A 23,181-nucleotide genomic window follows, 5' to 3' on the forward strand; every position below is an offset into this window, starting at 1 on the left:
CAAAAAGTTACCGTGCCATGGTCACGCTGGCCTGCATCGAGCGCTGTTTACGGGTCTATTTTTCAGACAGAGCGTAACGGTTGCACTCATGAAAAGTAAAAGCATCAACAATTATCGCCAGTTAAAAGCCATGCCGTTATTAACCGAAGGTAATTATTGCTTTACAAAAAATGGGATCTCGAGAGGAGAAACTGGAAACGCGGCTTCGGATGACATTCTGGCCTGATGACCGGCAGAGGATACAAATAAAAACCTAATAAACAGGCCTTTTTAACCTGGATCAGTAGCGCTGTTATTCATGGCAACTAGCTTCTGATAGGCATCGGCTATTTTTGATGGCAACCACTTCCTGAACCCATCGGATAGCTTCGCTACCTCGTTCCCGGAGAAAAACCATGTTCCATCATTCATCCAAACTTCAGTACCCGGTCAAGGTCGATCAGCCCGACCCCCAGTTTGCCATGCTGCTGCAGCAGGCAATCGGCGGTGTCGAAGGTGAGATTCGGGTCGCCATGCAGTACTTCTTTCAAGCCATGGGGGCCCGCGGTGACGATCGCATTCGCGATCTGCTGATGTCCACGGCCACCGAAGAGCTGGCTCACATCGAAATGCTCGGCCATGCCGTCGCCCTGAACCTGGAAGGCGCGCCCGTCTCCTATCAGGAGGAATCGGCCAAGGATCCGATCATCAATGCAATCCTCGGCGGCGCCAATCCTCGCCACCTGCTTTCTTCCGGCCTTTCCGCCATGCCGGTCAATGCCAACGGCGTGCCGTTCGACATGAGCCATATCTATGCGACCGGCAACGTGGCGGCGGACATGATGGCCAACGTGGCCGCGGAATCCAGCGGTCGCGTGCTGGCCTCGCGGCTGTACAACTGGACCAGCGATAAAGGCATGAAGGATTTCCTGTCGTTCCTGATCGCTCGCGATACCTACCATCAGCAGCAGTGGCTCGCGGTAGTCGAGGAACTGGGCGGATTCGAGAAGCAGTTGCCGATTCCCAACTCGACGCCGGAGGCTCACGAGGCAATGGAACATTCGTACTACTACCTCAATACGCTGATGGACAAGGAAGCGCCGATGGGCCGCTGGAATCAGGGGCCGTCGCTGGATGGCAGGGCCGAGTACACGACGCGCCAGGCGCCCGAACCCGAAGGCCAGGCGCCGTCGCTGGGCAAGGCCAGGGAGAATTCCGGCGCTCAGAAAGAGCAGCTGTAACCCGGCGAGGCGAGCGTGACGCGTGTCGCGACCGACACGCCTCGCTGAGGCATGCCGCATTCATCGACGTGTCGGTCCCTGAACGAGACTGGTCCCGAATTCATCGGGGCCAGTCGTCATTTGAAGGGGCGGCCCGGGTCGACCACCTTGATATCGGTGCGTCGTGGCTCGCTCGCGCCCTCCGTTCTCCACTATCGTCGGTGAGTCGCTATGGCCCGCTCGCTGCTCTAGTCAGCAAGTCGCAATAGCCAGCAAGTTGCCATAGCCAGCAACAGGACAAGACCTCATGGCCGCGTCATCCGCCTATATCATCGCCCTCAATGCCGGTTCCTCCAGTATCAAGCTTTCGCTCTATCGCGCCGACGATACGACCTCGCCCGAACTCATCGCCAAGGCCCAGGTCGAGGAGATCGGCGATTCGCCGCATCTGTTCGGAAAGCTGGCCGATGGCAGCGTTTTCCTCGACGAGACGCCAAATGATCACGAGCTGCCGGATCATGACAGCGCCTATGCGCGATTGCGCGAAGCGCTGGATGCACGATTCGGCAAGCTGGAACTGGCCGCGGTCGGCCATCGCATCGTCCATGGCGGCGACCTCTTTTCCATGCCGACGGCCATCGACGACGCCACCCGCGAAAGTATCGCGTCACTGGTCCCGATGGCGCCGCTGCATCAGCCGCATCATCTGGAAGGTATCGATGCCGTCAGCCGTTTCGCCCCCGAGACGTTGCAGGTCGCCTGCTTCGATACCAGCTTCCATCTCGGGATGCCCTGCGTCGCCCGGTTGACCGGGCTCCCCTATCGCTTCTTCGAGCAGGGCATCCGCCGCTTCGGCTTTCACGGACTCTCCTACGAATACATCGCGGGCCGATTGCCCGATGTCGAGCGACGTCTGGCCGAGGGCCGTACCATCGTCGCCCACCTGGGCAACGGTGCCAGTCTCTGCGCACTGCAGGCTGGCAGGAGCGTCGATACCACGATGAGCTTCACGGCGCTGGACGGGCTGCCGATGGGGACGCGCTCGGGCGCCCTCGATCCGGGGCTGGTGCTCTATCTCGAGCATGAACTCGGCTATTCGAGCGAGGAGCTGCAGTCGCTGCTCTATCACGATGCCGGGCTGCTCGGGCTTTCCGGTATCGACAGCGACATGCAGACACTGCTGGAGAGCGATTCACCCCGGGCACGGTTGGCGGTGGACTTCTTCGTCTATCGCGTCGCCCAGGAGATGGGGCGCATGGCGGTGAGCCTGGGCGGTGTCGATGGGATCGTCTTTACCGCCGGCATCGGCGAACACGCGGCGCCGATTCGCCAAGCCGTCATCGAGCGGCTGGCCCCGCTGTGGTCGGTGGCGCTGGACGACACCGCAAACCGGGCCGCCGAGCCAGGGCGCATTTCGACGCCGGATAGCGCAGTCGCCGTTCATGTCATCCCCACCGACGAGGAGACGATGATCGCCCGGCATACCTGGCAGCTCTACCGGTCACGCACGCGGGGCGACGCCAGCGCGTCGGACCCGGATCAGGATCAGGACCATCGCGCCTAGGAAATCTGCCCGAACCATCAAGCCGTCAGCCATTGGCATCCGATCTCTTTCGTTCACGCCACCATTATCCAGGAGTGCCTTCATGTCCCCTTCCATGAGCCAATCCACGACGACGCCCCGGCTTCCGGTCGACAAGGACGAGGAGTTGCTGAAGCGGATCGACCACTGGTGGCGGGCGGCCAACTATCTCGCCGTCGGCCAGATCTATCTCACCGGCAACCCGCTGCTCGAGACGCCGCTGACGCTCGATCACATCAAGCCGCGCCTGCTCGGCCACTGGGGCACGGTGCCGGGGCTCAATCTGATCTACGCCCATCTCAACGCACAGATCCAGCGCCGCGATCTCGACGTGATCTATCTGACGGGCCCCGGCCACGGCGGCCCGGCGCTGCTCGCCAACCTGTGGCTGGAGAACAGCTACAGCGAGCATTTCGGTCATGTGCCGCGCAACGCGGAAGGCATGCAGCGCCTGTTCCGCCAGTTCTCGACGCCCGGCGGCGTGCCCAGCCATGTCAGCGTGCCCACGCCGGGCTCGATCCACGAAGGGGGCGAGCTGGGCTACGTGCTGACCCACGCCTTCGGTGCCGTGTTCGACAACCCCGATCTCGTCGCGGCCGCAGTGGTGGGTGACGGCGAGGCGGAAACCGGCCCGCTGGAAGGCTCCTGGAAAGGCGTCAACTATCTCAATCCGACCCGGGACGGCGCGGTGCTGCCGATCCTGCACCTCAACGGCTACAAGATCGGCTCGGCGACGGTGCTGGCGCGCAAGAGCGACGAGGAGCTGGAGCACTACTTCCGCGGCCACGGCTACGCGCCGCTCTTCGTCGCGGGCGACGAGCCCGATGCCGTCCACCGGGACTTTGCGGCGGCACTGACCAGCGCCCTCGACGGGATCCACGAGATTCAGCAGCATGCGCGACAGGAAGGCATCGACCACCGGCCGGTCTGGCCGATGATCGTGCTGCGGACCCCAAAAGGCTGGACCGGGCCGAAGTCCGTCGACGACCTGCCGGTGGAAGGGACGTTTCGCGCCCACCAGGTGCCGATGAGCGGCCTGAAGGACCATCCCGAGCGACTGCAGCAGCTCGAAAGCTGGATGCAGTCCTATCAGCCGGCGGAGCTGTTCGACGAGCAGGGCGCGCCCCGGGAATCCATCACCGCCTTGTGCCCTGTCGGCGAACGGCGCATGGGCGCCAACCCGCACGCCAACGGCGGCAAGCTGCGCCAGCCGCTCGCGTACCGGCCGCTCGAGAGCTACGCCGTCGAGTTCGACGAGGCGCAGCGCGGCCGCGAGCTCCACGGCTCCACCGAGCGCCTTGGCCAGTTCATGCGCGATATCTACGTCGACAACCCGCACAACTTCCGGCTGTTCTGCCCCGACGAGATCAAGTCCAACCGGCTCGGCGCGGTGCTGGACGTCACCGATCGCTGTTTCATGGGGCCATTCGAGGAATACGACGAACAGCTCTCCATGGACGGTCGCATGCTCGAGGTGTTGAGCGAACACAACTGCAACGGTTGGCTGGAAGGCTACGTGCTGACCGGCCGCCACGGCCTGTTCGCCAGTTACGAGGCCTTCGTCTCGATCATCGATTCCATGGCGATCCAGCATGCCAAATGGCTGGAGCACGCCCGCAACGTCGACTGGCGCGCCTCGATCCCGTCAATGAACTACCTGCTGACCTCTACCTGCTGGCGCAACGACCATAACGGCTTCAGCCATCAGGGGCCGGGGTTCATCGACACGCTGCTGAGCAAACAGCCGCAGGTGGTAAGGATCTATCTGCCGCCGGATGCCAACACGCTGCTGGCGACCGCCCAGCACTGCTTCGACAGCGTCGATCATCTCAACGCCATCGTGATCGACAAGCATCCCCAGCTGCAGTACCTGACGATGGACGAAGCCCGCGAGCACTGCCGCGAAGGTCTCGGCATCTGGGAGTGGGCCAGCAATAGCGGCGACGAAGCACCGAATATCGTGATGGCCTGCGCCGGCGACACCGCCACGCAGGAGACCCTGGCAGCGGCGGATATCCTGCGTACCTACCTGCCTGCGCTGAAAGTTCGCGTGGTCAACGTGGTCGATATCATGACGCTGCGGTTGGATCACCCGCACGGAATCAGCCAGGAACGTTTCGTCGAGCTATTCACGGCGGACCGGCCGGTGGTCTTCGCCTTCCACGGCTTTCGCGGCGTGGTGCACCAGCTGATTCACAATCGCCCCGAGACCGAGCGTTTTCACGTTCGTGGCTATCAGGAGGAAGGCACCACCACAACGCCGTTCGACATGACGGTACTCAACCAGATGAGCCGCATGCATCTGGCGCTCGATGCCCTGCGCTACCTGCCGGACCAGTGGGAGGGCGCCGCCGGGCTCATCGAGGATCTGCAGGCGCTACTGCAGAAGCACCACGCCTATATCCGCGAGCATCTCGACGACATTCCGGAGATCACCCGGTGGGTCTGGTCGGCGGGCAACGTTCGACTGCCCGTGGACAAGGACGTTTGAGGAGGAAGTCTCGCGAAGGGAGCCTCGCGAAGAGAGTCTTGATAAGGGAGCCTTGATAAGGAAACCGCAGGGACGCCACGCAGGCGGCAGCTAGCGCGCCTATCGTGGCGTCGTCGATGTCCTGGGCGCGACCGTCGCCGTTTCACGATAGCGTGACCGCACCCATTGGCGGGCCAGCAGATAGACCAGCAGCGCTTCCGGCAGCTCTCCGGCATAGAACATCAGCTCCGCGCCCTGCTGGACCTGATCGAGCGGCATCGATGCGGGAAGATGGAACCGGTACATCCACTTGGACAGCATGGCGTGCGCCGCCATCGACACCACCAGCACGCCGAAGCGCCATTCGAGGGCGGGGCGCTTCGGCGCTGGATCCGGCCCGGCGATGGCCCAGGTGAAGAGACAGCCGGCAATGATAAAATGCCAGTGCAGCCACAGCGCGAATCCGGGCGAATGGAGCATCGTGGCGTAGAGGTCGGTCAGGTAGAGCACCATCATGCCGCCGACATTGAGCAGCGCCGCCGTGACGGGGTGGCTCAGCACGCGAACGGGTGCCAGCGACACGAAACCGACCCAGCGCCGGCCCCAGTGCGCGGGCACGTTCTTCAGCGCCAGGCTTATCGGCGCCGCCATCACCAGCCCCAGCGGCGCGATCATTCCCGCGACGAGATGCACCGCCATATGGCCGCGAAAATCCCGGTGCGCCCACTGCATCGATGGTGGCGACATCACCGCGATGATCGCCAGCGCGCCGCCCACGAAGATGATCAGCCGCCAGAGCGGCCAGCCCCGGCCATGCCGCTTCGACCGCCACCAGCCCCAGACATAGAGTGCGACCAGCGCGCCGAAGACCAGTGTGAAGGCGTTCACCGCTGGCTCAGCGCCTCACCCCGCCGGGCCCGGCGCAGCAGCCAGTAACCGATGGCGAGCAGCAGCAGGCCGGCCAGGTTCCAGCCGAGGTCATACATCAGCAGATTGTCGACGTAGCGAACCTGGTGAAGCCCCAGTATCTTGTGGTCGACGATGCCGTCGAACAGCTGAAAGCCGCCCATCCCCAGCAGGAATCCCGCGCCGCGATAGCCGGCGGCGTGCCGGCCGGTCTCGTGCAGACGCAGCATCAGCACCGCACCGATGACCAGCACCACCAGCTCCAGCGTGTGCAGCAGCCCGTCGGAGGCCAGCGCCAGCGCCGAGTTATCGGTTTCGACGAAATGGTGCCAGGCCAGCACCTGGTGGAAGACGATCTCGTCGAGCGCCGCCATCATGCCAATGCCCAACAGGATCGCGGCCAGCAGCGTCGCGCCGACTCGTCGTTGAACAAGATCGTTCATGACGATCTCCTCTTGCCGATATGCATACCAGTAGACAAGAAACCCGCTTCATCGAATGAAAACTCAGCGACACCGAACGAAAAACCCCGACCGCTAGGGGCCGGGGTTAGATCGTAGCGGTTCCTTGCTAACTTGCCATGGCATCCTGCCATGCGTCCTTGTGAATATTGCTTCCTGCAATTTCCATCCTTGGCACCACGTCTTCCTGACGTTGCCCCTACACCGTACGCGCTAATTCCATCAGATAAGTTTATGTGAGTTAACTAATAGCATTTGGTGTGTTTATTTCTGTAACGCACATTCCTGCTGACCAATCCGCTGTCATGAAAATGACATGCACATATGCGTATATGGCAATGTCTTCCCATCGGCGGCAGGAATCGACTCGGCAACGAGCCGGCGCCCAACCCGAGCGCCGAGAAGCATTGAAAACGCATGAGGACGTGTTGATGGAAAAGCAGCGTGTGCTATTTCTCTGCAATGCCAATTCGGCAAGATCGCTGATGGGCGAAGCCCTGCTCCGGCACATGGCGGGGGATCGTTTCGAGGCCTTCAGCGCCGGTGTAGAGCCCAGCGAACCCCATCGTGCCGCGCTGAAGGCGCTGGAGTCGATCAACGTCAGTATCCGGGGGCTGGCGAGCAAGCCGCTGGAGACCTACGCCGACCAGACGTTCGATACCGTCATCATTCTCTGCGAGAAAGCCCGGCAGCACTGCCGCGACTGGGAAGGCCGCACCAGGGAGCTCATCTACTGGGACATCCAGGATCCCCGGCTCCACGACGATCCCAGGAACTACCAGCATACGCTGCAGGAGATCCAGACACGCCTGAAGCTCTGGCTCGGCGTCAAGTCCAGAGCCCATCCCTGAGGATCGATCGTGTCCGCACTCTCTCCCGTTCAGCTTTTCAAATGCCTCGGCGACGAAACGCGTCTCGCCCTGACGCTGCTCATCCACACCGAGGGCGAGCTCTGCGTCTGCGAAATGACCTATGCGCTGCAGGAGTCCCAGCCCAAGGTCTCGCGGCATCTCGCGCAGTTGCGATCGTGCGATCTGCTGCAGGATCGGCGCCATGGGCAGTGGGTCCACTATCGTTTGATGCCGGGTCTGCCGAGCTGGGTACTCGCGACCCTCGACGAAGCGACCGCGAGCGCCTCCTCGCTGATGGACGAAGCCCGCGACCGGCTGGCGGCGATGGGCAACCGCCCCGCGCGCCAGACCGTACACTGTTAATGAAATACGGTTAATGAAATACGGTTAGTGGCATACGGCCAATCGAACACGCTCAACCGAACCTTGCCAAAGGAGTTGCCATGTCTCTTCGAATCGGGATCAACGGCCTCGGTAGAATCGGGCGCCTCGCCCTGCGCAGCCTGTGGGATCGCCACGCGGTGGAGACGCTGGAGATCGTGCGGATCAACGACCCGGCGGGAACGGCGGAAACCTTCGCCCACCTGCTCGAGTTCGACTCCGTGCATGGACACTGGTCCCCGGGCAGCGGCATCGCGGCCGGCGAGCGGTCGATCACGGTGGATGGCGTCGAGATCCCGTTCAGCAGCCATCGCGAACTCGCGGACAGCGACTGGTCGCAGTGCGACGTCGTGATCGAGGCATCCGGCGTCATGAAGAGCCCCGACAAGCTGCAGGCCTATCTCGACCAGGGCGTCGGGCGGGTCGTGGTCACGGCCCCGGTCAAGGCAGCGGGCGTGCTCAACGTGGTCATGGGCGTCAACGACCACCAATACGATCCCGGCCGGCATCGCATCGTCACCGCCGCGAGCTGCACCACCAACTGCATGGCGCCGGTGGTCAAGGTGATTCACGAGACGTTCGGCATTCGCCACGGCTCGATGACCACGATCCACGACATCACCAACACCCAGTCGATTCTCGACAGCCCGCACAAGGACCTGCGTCGCGCCCGGGCCAGCGGCATGAGCCTGATCCCCACCACGACCGGATCCGCCAAGGCGATCACCGAGATCTTCCCCGAGCTGACGGGCAAGCTCAACGGCCATGCCGTTCGCGTGCCGCTGGCCAATGCCTCGCTCACCGACATGGTGTTCGAGGTGGAACGCGAGACCACGGCCGAGGAGGTGAACGAGGCGCTGAGGGACGCCTCGACGGGCGCCCTGGCAGGCATTCTGGGCTTCGAGACCCGCCCGCTGGTGTCGGTGGACTACCGCACGGACCCGCGCAGCGCCATCGTCGATGCGCTCTCGACCCTGGTGGTCGACGGCAGCCAGGTGAAGATCTACGCCTGGTACGACAACGAGTGGGGCTACACCAACCGCACCGTCGAGCTGGCACTCAAGGTCGGGCGAGCGTAGACGAGGTCGATCATGTCATCTGTCGAGCGGTTGAGATCGCTACCCTTCGAAGTCCGCCAGTACCTGCTGGTGATCGGCAACTACTGGGCGTTCACGCTGACCGACGGCGCCCTGCGCATGCTGGTGGTGCTGCATTTCCACCAGCTCGGCTACTCGCCGCTCGAAGTGGCGATGCTGTTTCTCTTCTACGAGGCCTTCGGCGTCGCGACCAACTTCGTCGGCGGCTGGCTCGGTGCCAGGCTCGGGCTCAACCGGACGATGAACGTGGGCCTCGGCCTGCAGATCGTCGCCCTGGGCATGCTGCTGGTGCCCTCGTCGATGTTGACCGTGGTGTGGGTGATGGCCGCCCAGGCGCTCTCCGGGATCGCCAAGGATCTCAACAAGATGAGCGCCAAGAGCGCGGTGAAGGTGCTGGTGCCCAGCAACAGCCAGTCGGCGCAAAGCGCCCTTTACCGCTGGATAGCGCTGCTGACCGGCTCGAAGAACGCCCTCAAGGGCATCGGCTTCTTCCTGGGCGGCCTGCTGCTGACGCTGATCGGTTTCCAGGGCGCCATCGCGCTGATGCTGGCGATGCTGGCCGGGGTGTTGCTGCTCTCGCTGTGGCGGCTGCGCGCCGACCTGGGCAGGACGAAATCCAAACCCAGGTTTCGCGAGGTCTTTTCCACCTCCCGGGCGGTGAACGTGCTTTCCGCGGCCAGGCTGTGCCTGTTCGCGTCCCGTGACGTCTGGTTCGTGGTGGCGCTGCCGGTGTATCTCTACGATCAGCACGGCTGGGGCTACTGGGCCGTCGGCGCCATGCTCGCCGGTTGGGTGGTCGGCTATGGCGGCGTGCAGACACAGGCGCCGAAGATCACCCGGCTCGTGCAAGGGGGTGCCAGGGGTATCACCGCCGGCTGGGCGCTCGCACTGGCCTCGCTGCCTGCCCTGCTGGCATTGCTGCCGCTCGAGGCCGACATCTTCTGGCTGGTGGCCGGACTGCTGCTGTTCGGCGTGGTGTTCGCCATCAACTCCAGCTGGCACAGCTATCTGATCGTGCGCTTCGCACGCGCCGAAGGCGTGTCGATGGACGTGGGCTTCTACTACATGGCCAATGCCATGGGCCGACTGATCGGCACGGTGCTCTCCGGCTGGCTGTATCAGGCGTACGGACTCCAGGCCTGTCTCTGGGTTTCTGCCGGCCTGGTACTGGCGAGCGCCGTCATCGCCCTGGGCCTGCCCGCGGAGTCGACCGAGTCGGACGACGCCGAGCCGATTCACTGAACGGCAACGCAAGGCGGGAATCATGACCGCTCCCGCAGGGGCGCGCTGTCGAGTCTGTCGGGATTTCGTCGGCTCAGCCGGGGGCGTCGCGCTGCCGGGGCTCGCGGGTGAAATCGCCGATCAGCGTGTGCGGATCGGCCTCCTCGCGCTGCCTGCGGGCGGCCTCGGCCCACCAGCGCAGCTGGGTGGAGCCGCGCTGCAGGTAGGTCCGCCAGCGCTCGGCGCCCTCGTCGTCGCGATACCGCCCTTCGTCATCCAGCACTTCCGCCGCGTGCGGCACGTGGACCATCGCCGACACCGGCAGGCAGCCCAGCTCGGAAAGGAAGGTACGCATGCCCACGGCGGCGCGGACGCCGCCCCACTGCCCCGCCGAGTAGGTCACGATCAGGCTCGGCTTGTAAGCGTAGCGTGAACTGCCGAAGTGGTTGAGCAGGTGCGCCAGCGCCGGGCTGAGGCTGTGATTGTATTCGGGGCTCACCATCACGTAGGCGCCGGCTTTACGGATCCTGTCGGCCAGCGCGTCCAGCGGCTCGGGCGCCCGGCCGGAAGCGTAGGCGAAGTGCGGCTTGAACACCTCGCCGAGGTCGTAATCCAGCGGATCGATCAGCTCGATCTCGTCGTCCGGATACGATTCCCGGAAGTGTGCAACCAGCGCCGCCGCCACCCGGCTTCCCAGGCGCGGCGGTTTCGGTGGCTGGCTCTGTCTCGTCGAGCCCAGAAATACCAGAATGTTCATGCAGTGCCTCTCGACCGATTGTCGGTTCTCGTACGGCTGCCGGCGCTCGTGGGCTGCCGGCGCTCGTGGGATTGCCGAGCTCAGGCCGCCGGCAGAGCCGGCAGCCACAACGCCAGCGCCACCAGGGTCGCCAGCAGCACAGGCGGAGTGATCAGCAGGCCGACCTTCATGTATTGCCCCCAGCCGATCCTGTAGCCCTTGCCGGCCAGTACGTGCAGCCACAACAGCGTCGCCAGGCTGCCGATGGGGGTGAACTTCGGTCCCAGGTCGTTGCCGATCACGTTGGCGTAGACCATCAATTCCTGGGTGACCGCCGGCACCTGCGCCTGATCGATCGCCAGCGCCCCCACCAGCGTCGACGGCAGGTTGTTCATGATTGATGCGACGATGGCGGAGAGGAACCCGGTGCCGATGGTAGCGACGAAGTCGCCCTGCCCGGCCAGCCACTGCAGCGCCCGGGCGCCGTAATCGGTCAGGCCGGCGTTGCCCAGCCCGTAGACCACCAGGTACATACCGATCGAGAACAGCACGATCTGCCACGGCGCGCCCTTGAGCGCCGCAGTCACCGAGACGGCGGCCCCCTTGCCGCCCTGCCACCAGCGACCGGCGATCGCCATCAGCACGATCGCCGCCGCGCCGGTCACGAAGGCGATGGGAATGCCCAGCGGCGCGGTGACGAAATAGGCGACGAGCAGCACCGCCAGCAGCGGGAAAGCGGCCCGGAAGATCAGCGGATCCTTGATCGCCGAGCGCGGCGCGTCTAGCTCCTCGACCGAATAGCGCTTGGGAATCCGCCGGCCGAAGGCGATCCAGAGCACGGCCAGCGTCGCCGCCAGCGACACCAGGTTGACCGGCACCATGACCGCCGCGTAGCGGTCGAAGCCGATATCGAAGTAGTTGGCGCTGACGATATTGACCAGGTTGGAGATCACCAGCGGCAGGCTGGTAGTGTCGGCGACGAAACCGGTGGCGATGATGAACGCCAGCGCCGCTGGCGGCGAGAAGTCCAGCCGCAGCAGGATCGCGATCACGATCGGCGTCAGCAGCAGTGCCGCGCCGTCGTTGGCGAAGAACGCCGCGATTACCGCGCCGAGCACCACGACCAGCGGAAACAGCAGATGCCCCCGGCCGTTGCCCCAGCGCGCCACGTGCAGCGCCGCCCAGGCGAAGAATCCGGCCTCGTCGAGGATCAGCGAGATGACGATCAGCGCGACGAAGGTGAACGTCGCGTCCCAGACGATATCCCATACCACGCCGACGTCGGACAGCTGCACCACGCCTGCGAGCAGCGCCACCAGCGCGCCGCCGAGCGCGCTCCAGCCGATGCCCAGCCCCTTGGGCTGCCAGATCACCAGGATCAGGGTGACGACGAAAATAGCCAGTGCCAGCATCGAATGACCTTGAGTTCAGTGAGTGCTTTGATTGACGCGGCGAGAGAGCTCTTCGGCACTCTCGACCCGCTCGGAATAGCGATCGGTGAGATAGGCCGAGCGGCCCCGCGTCAGCCAGGTGAACTTCACGAGCTCCTCGCAGACATCGACGATGCGCATGTAGAGCGGCGACGGCTTCATGCGGCCGGCCTCGTCGAACTCGTTGAACGCCTTGGGCACGGAGGACTGGTTGGGGATGGTGATCATCCGCATCCAGCGCCCCAGGATCCGCAGCTGGTTGACGGCATTGAAGCTCTGGCTGCCGCCGGAGACTTCCATCACCGCCAGCGTCTTGCCCTGAGTGGGGCGAACGCCGCCCAGCGACAGCGGAATCCAGTCGATCTGCGCCTTCATGATGCCGGTCATGGCACCGTGGCGCTCCGGGCTGACCCACAGCATGCCGTCGGACCATTCGGCGAGTGCGCGCAGTTCCTGCACCTTGGGATGCTCCGCCTCGGCATCGTCCGGCAGCGGCAGGCCCGAAGGATTGAAGGTTCGCACCTCGCAGCCGTACCAGCGCAGCAGCCGGCCGGCCTCCTCGGAGGCCAGCCGCGAGAAGGCGCGCTCGCGCAGCGAACCGTAGAGCACCAGAATCTTTGGCGGATGACGCGGCGCATCGCTACCGACCAGCGCCTCGATATCGATCGGCTGCAGTTTCGCCGGATCGATATTGGGCAGGTCGTCGAAATCAACGGACTCGTCCACCTCGCCGCCACTCCTTTCTCTGCCGATCATTTGCCCGCTCCCTCGGCGTGCACGACGTCGCCGTCTTCCTTGGTGAACGTGGCGACCGGGTTGGCCAGCAGCCCCAGCACGCGCTCCGAAGGCCGGCACAGCCGGGCGCCCTTGTCGGTGACCACGATCGGCCGATTGATCAGGATCGGGTGCGCCATCATCGCGTCGATCAACCGGTCATCGTTCAGGGCCGGATCGTCGAGGCCGAGCTCCTCGAACGGCGTTCCCTTGCGACGCAGCAGTTCTCGCGGCGTGATGCCCATCATCGAGATCAGTTCGACCAGCCGCTCGCGGGTGGGCGGCGTCTTCAAGTATTCGATCACGTCCGGCGTCTCGCCGGAGGCCTCGATCATCGCCAGCGTGTTGCGGGACGTGCCGCAGTCGGGGTTGTGATAGATCAACGGCTTCATGACGATCTCATGTCTCCTTGCTTTCGGGATGGCATTGCCCCAGCGCGTCCATCAGCGGCTCGCAGACCTCCGGACGCCCGGCACAGCAGTCGCGCACCAGGAACTGGATCGTCTCCTTCATGTGCGAGAGATCGGCGCGATAGATGATCGAACGGCTCTGGCGTCGCGAGACGACCCAACCGGCCCGCGCCAGCACCGAGAGATGGGCCGACATCGTGTTGTGGGGCACCGAGAGCTGACGCGCGATCTCGCCAGCCGGAAGCCCCTCGGGCTCATGGCGGACGAGCAGCCGAAATGCCTCGAGGCGCGTCTGCTGGGACAAGGCGGCAAAACTGGCAATGACAGCGGTAGTTTCCATATGTCCAGAATATAGGACATGTCAGAATACGGCAAAGCCGCCGGAGGGATGCCGAACGGTAGTGGCTCCTTCGGGAGCCACTCGCTGCATCGGATTCAGCCGTTGCTGTCGTTCGACTTATCGTTCAACTGGCCGAAGTAGACGGGCCGGCAGATACAGAAGACCGGGGCGCCGGTCTCCTCGACGGCGGCGACGAAGCGTTCCGCCTTTTCCTCGTCCATCGCGTACATCAGCTCGACGGGCTGATCCGCCAGATCGAAGAAATGGGCAGAGTGCAGCTTGCCGTCCTCCCCGGTTCCCTCGACATCGCTGCGCCTGGTCATCCGGTCGATATCCAGGCTTTTCGCCGTCTCGGTGACCCAGTCGTAGACCCGCTTCCCCTCGTGACGACGAGACTCGGGCACGATGAATATCACCTCGTAGCCGCTTTTCAGACGATTCATTGCTGCGATCCTCCCAGTGCGTTCTGAATGACGCTGAAGGTCAGAAAGCCCAGCCCGGTCATGGCGAGCGACCCCAGCACGTGAATGCCGATCCCCATCAACGCCATACCGTAACGCTCCGCCTGGATATTGCCGAACATCTCGGCCGAGAAGGTGGAGAACGTGGTCAGCGCGCCCAGGAAGCCGGTGATCACGAACAGGCGGAGTTCCGGCGACAGGGAGGGAAGATGCGCGAAGAACGCGACGCCGATACCGATCAGCCACGCCCCCAGCAGGTTCGCCACCAGCGTCCCGGGCGGAATCGCCGGAAACAGGGCGTTGAGCCAGACACCCAACAGCCATCGCAGATTCGCACCGATCGCGGCGCCGGCCCCGATCGACAATACGGACAACCACATACCTAGCGTCCTCGATACATCAAGGTTTCATCGATGATCCGATCAAGGAGCCGCGCCAGCGAGGAAGGAAAGACAGACACCTGCCGACACGCCTCGACCGAAGCGCCCGCAGGCATCATTAACCGATAGACGGTGGTTCGAGCGAACGAGAAGGCCGCTCGGGAGGAATGCCATCTCCCACGGCAAGACCTTAGCACCGAACCCGGCGGCCGCGCTACTGAACCGCCCGGCGACGCTCTCCCGGCTCTTTCTATCTAGGCGCCGGGGCCGCACTCCATGCATTGATTCCCCATCGCCGGTTTCAGCAGCAGCCGGGCGCTCAGCTCGCGCAACGCGGTCTGAAGCCCTTCTTCCAGCGTCGGGTGATAAAACGGCATCCCCAGCATTTCCGGCACGGACAGCGCCTGCTGATGCGCCCAGGCGAGCAGGTGCGCCAGATGTTCGCCCGCGGGCGCGCAGAGCTCGGCGCCGAGAAAGCGGCCACTGCCGTATTCGCCGTAGAGACGCAGATAGCCCCGGTTGGCCGCCATGATGCGAGCCCGGCCCTGGTTCTCGTAGGAAAATTCGCTGACGCTCAACCTGTCGCCATACTGCTCCGCCAGCGCGGCATGCCCGGGTCCGACGCGGGCCATCTGCGGTTCGCAGAAGGCGATGCTCAGCGGGGAACGGCGCGGCGCGGCGTAGACGCCTTTCCCGCGGCCGGCGTTGTCGCCGGCGATATTGCCTTCGTCGGTCGCCTCGTGCAGGACCGGCGTATCGTTGTCCACATCGCCAGCCATGTAGATATGGCCGAACTCCCCGTTCCCGTTGCGACAGCGCAGCGTATGGCGATCGACTTCCGGCATGCCCCGCTCGTCCAGCGCCAGCCCGGCGCGAGGCAGCTCGAGCCTATCGACATTGGGCTGGCGCCCCGTCGCGATCAGCGCGTGATCGAAAGATTCGGTCATGGATTCGCTGGAGCGGCGATCGGTAAAGCGCACCCTCACCTGATCGCCGTGGCGCTCGACGATTTCCGCATTGCCGCGCGTATCGAGATAGAACTCCTCGTTGAACAAGCGCTCGCACTGAGCGATCACCTTGTCATCGGTCAGCACGCCCAGACTGCCGTGCTGGCCGAACAGCCGTACTCGCACGCCGAGTCTCGCTAGCGCCTGGGCCAGCTCCAGCCCGGTGGTCCCCGGGCCGAACACTGCCACCGATTCGGGCAGCGTCCGCCATTCGAACACGGTATCGCTGGTCACCAGCCGATCTCCCGCGATCTCGAACGGCTCGGGAATGACCGGCCGCGATCCGGTGGCGATGACGATTCTTCCGGCCGTGAGCCGAATGTCGTCACCGAAGAGCAGCGTATGCGCATCTTCGAAACGGGCCATGCCCTTATAACGGCAAGAATCGGGAATGGAATCCATCGACTCCAGCACGTGGCCCACGAACCGATCCCGCTCCTGGCGCACGCGCGTCATCACCGCTTCGCCATCCACGCGCACCTCGCCGTCGAGCCGAACGCCAAACGGCGCGGCATGACGAGCCTGATGCGCCGCGTTGGCTGCCGCAATCAGCAGCTTGCTGGGCATGCAACCTACCCGGGCACAGGTCGTGCCGGGGGTTCCGCCTTCGATCAGCGCCACGCTATCGGTGTGGTTGCTGGCTGCCTGCCAAGCTGCCAGCCCCGCGCTGCCGGCACCGATGACCGCGACCTCGAACCGATGCTCCTGCATGCTTCCTCCCTATGGGCGCGCCCAGATCGAATGGCAACCGTCCGCGAACGACATCTGCCGGTGAGCGTCAATTCGCCTGCGGCTCGAGCTCGACCTTGATCCAGCCTTCCTCGCGACGATCGAATGCCTCGTAGGCTTCGAGCACGTCGGAGATCGGCGTGGCCTGGCTGAGGATCTCCGCCGGGTCGATCAGCCCCGTCCGGGTCATGTCGACCAGCTTGGGAATGTACTTGCTGTGGTTGCAATTGCCCATCTTCAGCGTCAGGTTGCGATTCATCGCCATGCCGATCGGGAACTGGCGGAAATCCGGCGGGTAGACGCCGATGATCGACAGCGTGCCGGCCTTGGCCAGACTTCGAACCGCCCACTGCAGCGCCTGGCTCGGCGCATCGCCGGGGTGCCAGTTGTCACCGTCGGGGTTCGTTTCCGGGGCGTTGGCCCGCGACTCCTGCTCCTCGGTCTCGATGTCGCTCTTGTCGCCGGCGTTGGCATCGTGGGCGTGCTCGGCGTCGATCCCCACCGCATCGATGGCACGATCCGGACCGATCCCGCCGGTCAGGCGCTGCAGCGTCTCGACCGGATCCTCCCGATCGAAGTTGATGCACTCCGCACCCAGCTTGCGTGCCTTGTCGAGACGATCCGGCTTGGAGTCGATGGCGAAGACCCGGCCGGCACCGAACAGCTTGGCGCTGACGATGGCGCACAGCCCCACCGGGCCGCAGCCGAATACCGCAACACTGTCGCCATCCTTGATCTCGGCGAGATCGGCGCCGAAGTAGGCGGTCGGCAGAATGTCCGATATCACGATCGCCTGTTCGTCGCTGACTTCGTCGGGCAGCTTGGTCAGCACGGTAGTGGCGAACGGAATGCGCGCCTTCTCGGCCTGCAGGCCATTGAAGGGTCCGGTCGGCGCCGGCCCGCCGAAGAACGAGGTGCCGGCCTGCTTGCCGTTGGGGTTGGCAACGTCGCATTGGGCGTAGTAACCGGCGCGGCAGTAGGAGCAGTTGCCGCAGCCGATGGTCGAGGAGACGACGACCCGGTCGCCGATAGCGAGATTGCGCACGTCGTCGCCGAGCTGCTCGACGATACCGACGCCTTCGTGTCCGAGAATGGTGCCGGCCTGCATCGGCGTGAAGGAGCCGCGAACGAAGTGCAGGTCGGTGCCGCACAGTGCAGAGGTGGTCAGCCGGATGATGGCATCGGTCGGTTCCTGAAGTTGCGGCTCGGGAACGTCATCGACGCGAATATCACCGATAGCGTGAAAGACGACGGCTTTCATCATGCCTCCTGATATTTTCAGAGTCGGGTGTCGAAACAGTACGAGTCATACACGCAGGCATCCTGCATGAATGAACGAATGAGTGGGCTCGTACGCGACAAATCTCCTTGAGCGTAGATGGCGTCGAATAACTCGCCACGCGCCTTCGGAATAACGGATTAACGTGGGTCAAGTGCAGCAACGGGCGCTCATGAAACGACCCGATATCCGGGTGGATATCGGGTCGTTCACAGGGAGGTACTTTTCGCCTTGCTTCCTGCTGGTTACGCCATGGCTTCACACGCTTCGGCGCAGCGGTGACAAGCCTTGGCGCACTCCTGGCAATGCTCGGCATCATGCTTGGCGCACTCGTCGCCACACGCCTTGCAGATATCCGCACAGAGCCTGCAGATCTGGCTGGCATATTCGCTACCCTGCGCCATGAAGGAAGCCGCCAAACGGCAGATCTGCGCACACTGCCTGTCCAGACGGATACATTCCGCCATCATTTTCACGTCGTCTTCTTTCAGGCAGGCAACAGAGCAGGCATCGCAGTAAGCCGCACAGACATGGCAACTCTCGATGCAGGATTGATATTTTCCGAAGTCCATCTCGTCTCCTTTGGCGCTTTTACCAACGCCCATTTATTGGCAATAGGTATCGAAACTGCTTAACAGTCCATCCAAAGGTGTAGCGACTTCCAGGGCCTCGGACAAGTTCTCGCGATATATAACTGTCTTATTCTTATATCCTTTTGGATACTACAACACAAAGGTTTGGATAGATGGGATTGACCTGCCGAAAAGGGAATTAATAAAAAACATCCCCGCTATTTAAATTGGATAAACCCTTGGCAGTATTTTTGCTCGCACAATACAACACTAGGTCTACTGGCAGGCCGCTGATGTCAGGATGAGTTCGCCCCTCAGTGAGCGGGCGAGAACCGACGGGCCAGCCACCACCCAGCCACCATGGCGACCAGAAACAGCGCCAGCGGCCAGCTCAGCCCCGGCAGCGAGGCGACCGCCGGCCCCGGGCAGTAACCGGTCAGCCCCCAGCCGATGCCGAACAGCGCCGCACCGCCCAGCAGCCGGCCGTCGAGATCGCGGCGCGTGGGTAGCTGGAAGCGCGCGTCCAGCACCGGCGCCTGCCGCCGCCAGACCAATCGATAACCGATGAACGTGGTGATGACGGCGCCGCCCAACACGAAGATCAGGGTCGGGTCCCAGGCGCCGGCCACGTCGAGGAAGCCGATGACCCGTGCCGGATCGGTCATGCCGCTGATTGCCAAACCGAGCCCGAACAGCAGTCCGGCCAGATACCCTGCCAGCGCTTTCATATCGAGCCCCCCAGCATGTGCCGCGAGACGAACACCGTCAGCATGGCGACCAGCACGAAGACGAGCGTCGCGGCCATCGAGCGTGGCGAAAGCCGCGCCAGCCCGCAGACCCCGTGCCCGCTGGTGCAGCCACTGCCAAGCCCCGTGCCCAGCCCGACCAGCAGTCCTCCCGCCAGCATCAGCAGTGGTCCGGCCACCGGCAGGCCGACCACACCGGCGCCGGCAGCCGTATTGCCCAGATCGCTTTCCGTCAGCATCAACAGGGCCGGTCCCGACACCAGCCCGAGCAGAAAGGCCAGACGCCAGGGTCTGTCCCCGCCGCGGTCGAAAATCAGCCCGGAGAGAATGCCGCTGATCCCGGCGATCCGCCCCAGCAGCCCCATGAGCAGGGTGGCGGAAAGGCCGATCAGGACGCCGCCCAGCGCACCTTGCAACCCACTCGTCGTTTCCATCTCGTTTCCTCTTGGCGTTGTCTCCACCACGTTTGTTTCAACCGGCTGTCGCCGAAGGCCCGGAGATGGCGCGTCGATACCGGGATGGCTCGGCAACGACCGCGGCCATGCAGCGCGCACCGGTATCGAAGGTGCTCATAAAGACGCGACTGATGCATGACAGGCCAGCCTCGTTGGCCGGGCCGAGCCGTGACCAGTGGCGCCTCTCAGTCCCAGGCCGCGCCTTCCAGCGCATTGAGCGGTATCTTCAGATAGCGCTTGCCATTGCTCTCCGGCTCGGGAAGTCGCCCGCCGAGGATGTTGACCTGCAGCGCGTGCAGAATCAGCTTCGGCATCGGCAGCTCGCTGTCGCGGCGGTTGCGCAGCTCGACGTACTCGGCTTCGCTGCTGTCGCCGAGCCGGTGCTTGTTGTGCTCGCGCTGCTCGCGCACGGTGCTTTCCCACTGCGGCTCGCGGCCGTCGGGCATGTAGTCGTGACCGGTAAACAGGCGCGTCTCGTCGGGCAGCGCCAGGATCGCCTGGATCGAATGCCATAGCTGATGAGCGTCACCGCCGGGGAAGTCGGCGCGGGCAGTGCCGAAATCGGGCTGGAACAGGGTGTCGTGAACGAAGGCGGCATCGCCGATCACGTAGGTGATCGACGCCAGCGTATGACCCGGCGAGTGCATCACGCGGCAATCGATCTCGCCCAGCTGGAAAGTATCGCCCTCGTCGAACAGATGATCCCACTGGCTTCCGTCGTCCTTCAGGTCCGGCCAGTTGTAGATCGCCTTCCACAGCGTCTGCACCTGGATTACCGGCCGGCCGATGGCGGTAGGCGCACCGGTTTTCTCGTGCAGATAGCGCGCGGCGGAGAAGTGATCCGCGTGCGGGTGGGTATCCAGAATCCACTCGACCACGAGCCCTTCCCGCTCGATGTAGCCCAGCAGCTCGTCGGCATGATGGGTCGCGGTGGCGCCGGACTTCTCATCGAAGTCGAGCACTGGATCGATGATCGCGCAACGCCGCGTGGCGGGGTCGCTGACGATGTACTGAATGCTGAAAGTGCGAGGATCGAAGAAGCCGGCGACATCGGGTCGGCCTTTACCCCTGTCACCTTGGGAGAGAGCGAAAGTGTTCATGGCGACTCCTTGGGAAGACATGCCCCTAGAGTAACGCCATATTGGTTCTAAAGTTATATCTTTTAGAGATATAAAAATCGACGCAAAATTCTCTTTATGCCATCGGGATATAACCGTGGCACCTGTTATCCATGGCCGCCAGACAGCACTGGCTGCCGAGCCGCCAACGAAGATCAGAAGCATGGTGGAATCATGCAGGAGGGCGCGGAATGAAGGCGAGCGGCGAAACGGAAGAGCAACGAAAAATGAAAGAGGGCCAGGCGCAAGCGCCGGACCCTCAGTAAGCACGACCCTAGGTGCTTGGCTATCACGGCCTCGCAAATCCGTGAATCCTTGGCATCAGGACATTCCTGTCTGAATTCCTGGCGAGCATCCATCCAATGGAAGACGACAGGATATAGCCAAACTATGATTAGGGATAATGATCTGGCCTAAGTATCCGTAGGATTTTGTTACTCATTGTAACCCAGACGACATCTCATGCGTCCTCGGGCTGTCCTGTCTCGCCAGCAGTACTACTTCAGCAGCGCTCCAGATAGTGGACGCTAAACAGGTCCTCGTCGTCGGTCCAGCAGGCGCGCGCCTTGAATCCCGCGCGCTCCGTCAGGGCCTGAAAGCCTTCGACCGTGTACTTGTAGGAGTTTTCGGTATGGATAGTCTCGCCCTCCAGGAAATGGAAACGTTCACCTTCGATCGCGACGACCTGGGGTAACTGGCTGACCAGATGCATCTCGATGCGAGATTGCGCCTCGTTGAAGAAGGCCCGGTGGGCAAAATGCCCGGGGTCGATTTCGGTGTTCAGCTCCTCGCGCAGGCGATCCAGCAAATTCAGGTTGAACGCTGCCGTCACGCCTGCCGCATCGTTGTAGGCGGCTTCGAGTGTCGTCTTGTCCTTGATCAGGTCGACACCGATCAGCAATCCGCTGCCGACGGGCAGCAGGGAATGCAAGCCGCGCAGGAAATCTTCGGCGGCCTGCGGGTCGAAGTTGCCGATGCTCGACCCCGGGAAGAAGCCGACCGGCCGTTCGCAGCACAGCCCCTCCGGCAAGGCCATGTTGCAGGAAAAGTCGGCACAGGCGGCGTGCACCTCGAGCCATGGATAGTCGGCAGCCAGACGTCGCGTGCTTTCGAGCAGGAAATCCCGGGAGATATCGATGCCGAGATAGCTCGACGGTCGCATGGCTTCCAGCAGCAGCCGAACCTTGCGGCTTGCCCCGCTGCCGAGTTCGATCAACGTCGCCTCATCCCCGGCGATGTCCGCGATGTCCTCGGCGGCGTTGGCCAGGATCCGTTCTTCGGTTCGTGTCGGGTAGTACTCCGGCTGTTGGCAGATCCGGTCGAACAGCTCGGAACCCCGCTGATCGTAGAAGAACTTTGGCGAGGCGAACTTCTGCTCGGCGCTGAATCCCGTCAAGATCTCGTCGCGAAGCGACGTCTTGGCAAGGTTCGTGTGCATGTCATGGAATCGTACGGCCAGGGTCATGATCAGCTCTCCTTGGAATCTCTGATTGATTATTCCGCTGGGTAATACGGCGTTACTCAGAGGCTCCCCTGGCAAGGCGGAAACCGGAAAATGCCCAGCGGGCATGAGGCGGGAAGAAGTTGCGATAGGTGGCGCGGATATGATCGGCCGGCGTCGCACAGCAGCCGCCTCGCAACACCATCTGGCCGGACATGAACTTGCCGTTGTATTCCCCCAGGCTGCCCGGCAACTTGCGAAACCCCGGATAGGGGCGATAGGCGCTGCCGGTCCACTCCCAGACATCGCCGAACATCTGGCTCGGCGCGCCGGTGGTCCCGGCGGCGGCGACCGGCTGCAGATGGTCCTGCTCGACGAAGTTCCCCTGCTCGACTAAGTTCCCCTGCCCGAAGTCGTCCTGAATGACGGCATCATGGGCCACCGTCTCCCACTCGGCCTCGGTGGGCAGGCGGGCGCCGGCCCACTGCGCATAGGCATCGGCCTCGAAGAAGCTGACATGGCACACCGGCGCGTTCATGTCGACCGGTACCAGGCCGCCCAGGGTGTAGTGATGCCAGACACCGTCGCGTTCGACCCAGTAGAGCGGCGCCTGCCAGTCTTCGGCCTTGACCGTGGCCCAGCCGTCCGACAGCCAATGCTCGGGCTTGTCGTATCCCCCCGCCTGCATGAACGCGAGGAACTCGCCGTTGGTCACCGGACGGTCGGCGATCTGGAAAGCCTCGACGAACTGGCGGTGGCGCCCCATCTCGTTGTCATAGGCAAAGCCTCCCACGGTGTCGTCGTGGCCGATGTAGCGAATACCGGCCGGGTAGGCATGCCAGCCGAGCGCAGCAACGTCATGCGCGGGCGTCGGCGCCAGGTCGTCCCGGTAGGCCGGGCACAACGGGTTCTGGGCCAGGATGTGCTTGATATCCATCAGCAGCAGCTCCTGATGCTGCTGCTCGTGCGGCAGGCCCAGCTCGAGACGTCGGAGAATCTCCTGGAGATGTTCCTGCGGTGGATCGCTGAGCAGCGCTTCCATGGCCCGGTCGATGTGCGCGCGATAGCGATAGACATCGTCCACGGTCGGCCGCGAGATCATGCCGCGTTCGGGCCGGGGGAACGGCGTGCCATG

The 23,181-nt window shown here is 63.5% G+C and carries 25 protein-coding genes and 1 riboswitch; of the genes, 8 read left to right on the forward strand and 17 right to left on the reverse strand.

Going from position 1 to position 23,181, the window contains the following annotated elements:
• From BC443_RS18915 to BC443_RS11325, 4 genes are all read left to right on the forward strand, one after another.
• The coding region (locus BC443_RS18915) for a hypothetical protein (protein WP_210766280.1) at positions 1-226 on the forward strand (226 nt) is incomplete at its 5' end.
• A 169-nt stretch (positions 227-395) separates the two neighbouring features.
• Complete coding sequence (locus BC443_RS11315) at positions 396-1,220, forward strand: manganese catalase family protein (RefSeq protein WP_071231951.1); 825 nt, start codon at positions 396-398, stop codon at positions 1,218-1,220.
• A 286-nt stretch (positions 1,221-1,506) separates the two neighbouring features.
• A complete protein-coding gene (locus tag BC443_RS11320; protein ID WP_071231952.1) occupies positions 1,507-2,763 on the forward strand; it encodes an acetate/propionate family kinase in 1,257 nt (418 codons plus the stop codon).
• A gap of 82 nt (positions 2,764-2,845) precedes the next feature.
• Entirely contained in the window at positions 2,846-5,272 is a 2,427-nt protein-coding gene (locus BC443_RS11325) for a phosphoketolase family protein (RefSeq protein ID WP_071231953.1), read from the forward strand.
• A 99-nt stretch (positions 5,273-5,371) separates the two neighbouring features.
• On the opposite strand, the gene BC443_RS11330 is transcribed toward BC443_RS11325, so the two are convergent.
• Complete coding sequence (locus BC443_RS11330) at positions 5,372-6,139, reverse strand: cytochrome c oxidase assembly protein (protein WP_071231954.1); 768 nt, start codon at positions 6,137-6,139, stop codon at positions 5,372-5,374.
• The gene (locus BC443_RS11335; protein ID WP_071231955.1) at positions 6,136-6,600 is read right to left on the reverse strand and encodes a DUF2243 domain-containing protein; all 465 of its coding nucleotides are present in this window, start codon (positions 6,598-6,600) and stop codon (positions 6,136-6,138) included. The genes BC443_RS11330 and BC443_RS11335 overlap by 4 nt, the downstream gene beginning before the upstream one ends.
• 449 nt (positions 6,601-7,049) lie before the next feature.
• Between BC443_RS11335 and BC443_RS11340 the strand changes: the two genes are divergently transcribed.
• The 4 genes from BC443_RS11340 (at position 7,050) to arsJ (ending at position 10,189) form a co-directional block, all read left to right on the forward strand.
• Positions 7,050-7,469, forward strand: a complete 420-nt coding sequence (locus BC443_RS11340; protein ID WP_071231956.1) for an arsenate reductase ArsC — start codon at positions 7,050-7,052, stop codon at positions 7,467-7,469.
• A gap of 9 nt (positions 7,470-7,478) precedes the next feature.
• Entirely contained in the window at positions 7,479-7,832 is a 354-nt protein-coding gene (locus tag BC443_RS11345) for a metalloregulator ArsR/SmtB family transcription factor (RefSeq protein WP_071231957.1), read from the forward strand.
• A gap of 80 nt (positions 7,833-7,912) precedes the next feature.
• Entirely contained in the window at positions 7,913-8,929 is a 1,017-nt protein-coding gene (locus tag BC443_RS11350) for an ArsJ-associated glyceraldehyde-3-phosphate dehydrogenase (RefSeq protein WP_071231958.1), read from the forward strand.
• Positions 8,930-8,941: 12 nt separating this feature from the next.
• Positions 8,942-10,189, forward strand: a complete 1,248-nt coding sequence (arsJ, locus tag BC443_RS11355) for an organoarsenical effux MFS transporter ArsJ (protein WP_071231959.1) — start codon at positions 8,942-8,944, stop codon at positions 10,187-10,189.
• Between the two features lie 73 nt (positions 10,190-10,262).
• Here arsJ and BC443_RS11360 read toward each other — a convergent pair whose 3' ends face one another.
• The 15 genes from BC443_RS11360 to egtB all read right to left on the reverse strand — a co-directional run.
• Positions 10,263-10,925: an NAD(P)H-dependent oxidoreductase gene (locus tag BC443_RS11360; RefSeq protein ID WP_071231960.1), complete on the reverse strand. Its 663-nt coding sequence runs from the start codon at positions 10,923-10,925 to the stop codon at positions 10,263-10,265.
• Between the two features lie 80 nt (positions 10,926-11,005).
• Positions 11,006-12,316: an arsenic transporter gene (locus BC443_RS11365; RefSeq protein WP_071231961.1), complete on the reverse strand. Its 1,311-nt coding sequence runs from the start codon at positions 12,314-12,316 to the stop codon at positions 11,006-11,008.
• A 15-nt stretch (positions 12,317-12,331) separates the two neighbouring features.
• Entirely contained in the window at positions 12,332-13,060 is a 729-nt protein-coding gene (arsH, locus tag BC443_RS11370) for an arsenical resistance protein ArsH (protein ID WP_282097203.1), read from the reverse strand.
• 26 nt (positions 13,061-13,086) lie between these two features.
• Positions 13,087-13,500 (reverse strand): arsenate reductase (glutaredoxin), encoded by a 414-nt coding sequence (gene arsC, locus BC443_RS11375; RefSeq protein ID WP_071231963.1) that lies wholly within the window; start codon positions 13,498-13,500, stop codon positions 13,087-13,089.
• A gap of 7 nt (positions 13,501-13,507) precedes the next feature.
• Positions 13,508-13,858, reverse strand: a complete 351-nt coding sequence (locus BC443_RS11380) for a helix-turn-helix transcriptional regulator (protein WP_071231964.1) — start codon at positions 13,856-13,858, stop codon at positions 13,508-13,510.
• Between the two features lie 95 nt (positions 13,859-13,953).
• Positions 13,954-14,301: a DUF190 domain-containing protein gene (locus BC443_RS11385; protein WP_071231965.1), complete on the reverse strand. Its 348-nt coding sequence runs from the start codon at positions 14,299-14,301 to the stop codon at positions 13,954-13,956.
• Positions 14,298-14,699, reverse strand: coding sequence for a fluoride efflux transporter CrcB (gene crcB / locus BC443_RS11390; RefSeq protein ID WP_071231966.1), 402 nt, complete (start codon positions 14,697-14,699; stop codon positions 14,298-14,300). The genes BC443_RS11385 and crcB overlap by 4 nt, the downstream gene beginning before the upstream one ends.
• Positions 14,700-14,801: 102 nt before the next feature.
• A riboswitch (Fluoride riboswitch) is annotated at positions 14,802-14,886 on the reverse strand.
• 67 nt (positions 14,887-14,953) lie between these two features.
• Positions 14,954-16,417: a dihydrolipoyl dehydrogenase gene (locus tag BC443_RS11395; protein WP_071231967.1), complete on the reverse strand. Its 1,464-nt coding sequence runs from the start codon at positions 16,415-16,417 to the stop codon at positions 14,954-14,956.
• Positions 16,418-16,484: 67 nt separating this feature from the next.
• On the reverse strand, positions 16,485-17,696 hold the full coding sequence (locus BC443_RS11400; protein ID WP_071231968.1) for a zinc-dependent alcohol dehydrogenase: 1,212 nt from the start codon (positions 17,694-17,696) through the stop codon (positions 16,485-16,487).
• 263 nt (positions 17,697-17,959) lie between these two features.
• Positions 17,960-18,319: a four-helix bundle copper-binding protein gene (locus BC443_RS19260; protein ID WP_348769673.1), complete on the reverse strand. Its 360-nt coding sequence runs from the start codon at positions 18,317-18,319 to the stop codon at positions 17,960-17,962.
• 281 nt (positions 18,320-18,600) lie between these two features.
• The gene (locus tag BC443_RS11410) at positions 18,601-19,014 is read right to left on the reverse strand and encodes a DUF6691 family protein (protein ID WP_071231970.1); all 414 of its coding nucleotides are present in this window, start codon (positions 19,012-19,014) and stop codon (positions 18,601-18,603) included.
• Positions 19,011-19,466 carry a hypothetical protein gene (locus tag BC443_RS11415; protein WP_071231971.1) on the reverse strand — a complete coding sequence of 152 codons (456 nt, stop codon included), beginning with the start codon at positions 19,464-19,466 and terminating at the stop codon, positions 19,011-19,013. Before BC443_RS11415 ends, BC443_RS11410 begins: the two co-directional genes overlap by 4 nt.
• A 206-nt stretch (positions 19,467-19,672) precedes the next feature.
• Positions 19,673-20,587 (reverse strand): MBL fold metallo-hydrolase, encoded by a 915-nt coding sequence (locus BC443_RS11420; RefSeq protein WP_071231972.1) that lies wholly within the window; start codon positions 20,585-20,587, stop codon positions 19,673-19,675.
• 520 nt (positions 20,588-21,107) lie between these two features.
• The gene (egtD, locus tag BC443_RS11425; protein ID WP_071231973.1) at positions 21,108-22,070 is read right to left on the reverse strand and encodes an L-histidine N(alpha)-methyltransferase; all 963 of its coding nucleotides are present in this window, start codon (positions 22,068-22,070) and stop codon (positions 21,108-21,110) included.
• Positions 22,071-22,122: 52 nt separating this feature from the next.
• Positions 22,123-23,181, reverse strand: a 1,059-nt coding sequence (gene egtB, locus BC443_RS11430; RefSeq protein WP_071231974.1) for an ergothioneine biosynthesis protein EgtB, incomplete at its 5' end; no start/stop codon positions are given.

Origin of the sequence: Salinicola sp. MIT1003 (assembly GCF_001858555.1) — a bacterium.
GTDB classification, from domain to species: Bacteria; Pseudomonadota; Gammaproteobacteria; order Pseudomonadales; family Halomonadaceae; genus Salinicola; species Salinicola salarius.

Bases quoted from the DNA above. Each gene is read 5' to 3' on its own strand.
- BC443_RS11365 (WP_071231961.1), bottom strand. From the start codon at position 12,316: ATGCTGGCACTGGCTATTTTCGTCGTCACCCTGATCCTGGTGATCTGG.
- BC443_RS11350 (WP_071231958.1), top strand. From the start codon at position 7,913: ATGTCTCTTCGAATCGGGATCAACGGCCTCGGTAGAATCGGGCGCCTC.
- BC443_RS11380 (WP_071231964.1), bottom strand. From the start codon at position 13,858: ATGGAAACTACCGCTGTCATTGCCAGTTTTGCCGCCTTGTCCCAGCAG.
- BC443_RS11360 (WP_071231960.1), bottom strand. From the start codon at position 10,925: ATGAACATTCTGGTATTTCTGGGCTCGACGAGACAGAGCCAGCCACCG.
- BC443_RS11315 (WP_071231951.1), top strand. From the start codon at position 396: ATGTTCCATCATTCATCCAAACTTCAGTACCCGGTCAAGGTCGATCAG.
- BC443_RS11325 (WP_071231953.1), top strand. From the start codon at position 2,846: ATGTCCCCTTCCATGAGCCAATCCACGACGACGCCCCGGCTTCCGGTC.
- BC443_RS11385 (WP_071231965.1), bottom strand. From the start codon at position 14,301: ATGAATCGTCTGAAAAGCGGCTACGAGGTGATATTCATCGTGCCCGAG.
- crcB (WP_071231966.1), bottom strand. From the start codon at position 14,699: ATGTGGTTGTCCGTATTGTCGATCGGGGCCGGCGCCGCGATCGGTGCG.
- BC443_RS11395 (WP_071231967.1), bottom strand. From the start codon at position 16,417: ATGCAGGAGCATCGGTTCGAGGTCGCGGTCATCGGTGCCGGCAGCGCG.
- egtD (WP_071231973.1), bottom strand. From the start codon at position 22,070: ATGACCCTGGCCGTACGATTCCATGACATGCACACGAACCTTGCCAAG.
- BC443_RS11320 (WP_071231952.1), top strand. From the start codon at position 1,507: ATGGCCGCGTCATCCGCCTATATCATCGCCCTCAATGCCGGTTCCTCC.
- arsC (WP_071231963.1), bottom strand. From the start codon at position 13,500: ATGAAGCCGTTGATCTATCACAACCCCGACTGCGGCACGTCCCGCAAC.
- BC443_RS11415 (WP_071231971.1), bottom strand. From the start codon at position 19,466: ATGGAAACGACGAGTGGGTTGCAAGGTGCGCTGGGCGGCGTCCTGATC.
- BC443_RS19260 (WP_348769673.1), bottom strand. From the start codon at position 18,319: ATGGGCGTTGGTAAAAGCGCCAAAGGAGACGAGATGGACTTCGGAAAA.
- BC443_RS11420 (WP_071231972.1), bottom strand. From the start codon at position 20,587: ATGAACACTTTCGCTCTCTCCCAAGGTGACAGGGGTAAAGGCCGACCC.
- BC443_RS11335 (WP_071231955.1), bottom strand. From the start codon at position 6,600: ATGAACGATCTTGTTCAACGACGAGTCGGCGCGACGCTGCTGGCCGCG.
- BC443_RS11340 (WP_071231956.1), top strand. From the start codon at position 7,050: ATGGAAAAGCAGCGTGTGCTATTTCTCTGCAATGCCAATTCGGCAAGA.
- BC443_RS11410 (WP_071231970.1), bottom strand. From the start codon at position 19,014: ATGAAAGCGCTGGCAGGGTATCTGGCCGGACTGCTGTTCGGGCTCGGT.
- BC443_RS11400 (WP_071231968.1), bottom strand. From the start codon at position 17,696: ATGAAAGCCGTCGTCTTTCACGCTATCGGTGATATTCGCGTCGATGAC.
- arsJ (WP_071231959.1), top strand. From the start codon at position 8,942: ATGTCATCTGTCGAGCGGTTGAGATCGCTACCCTTCGAAGTCCGCCAG.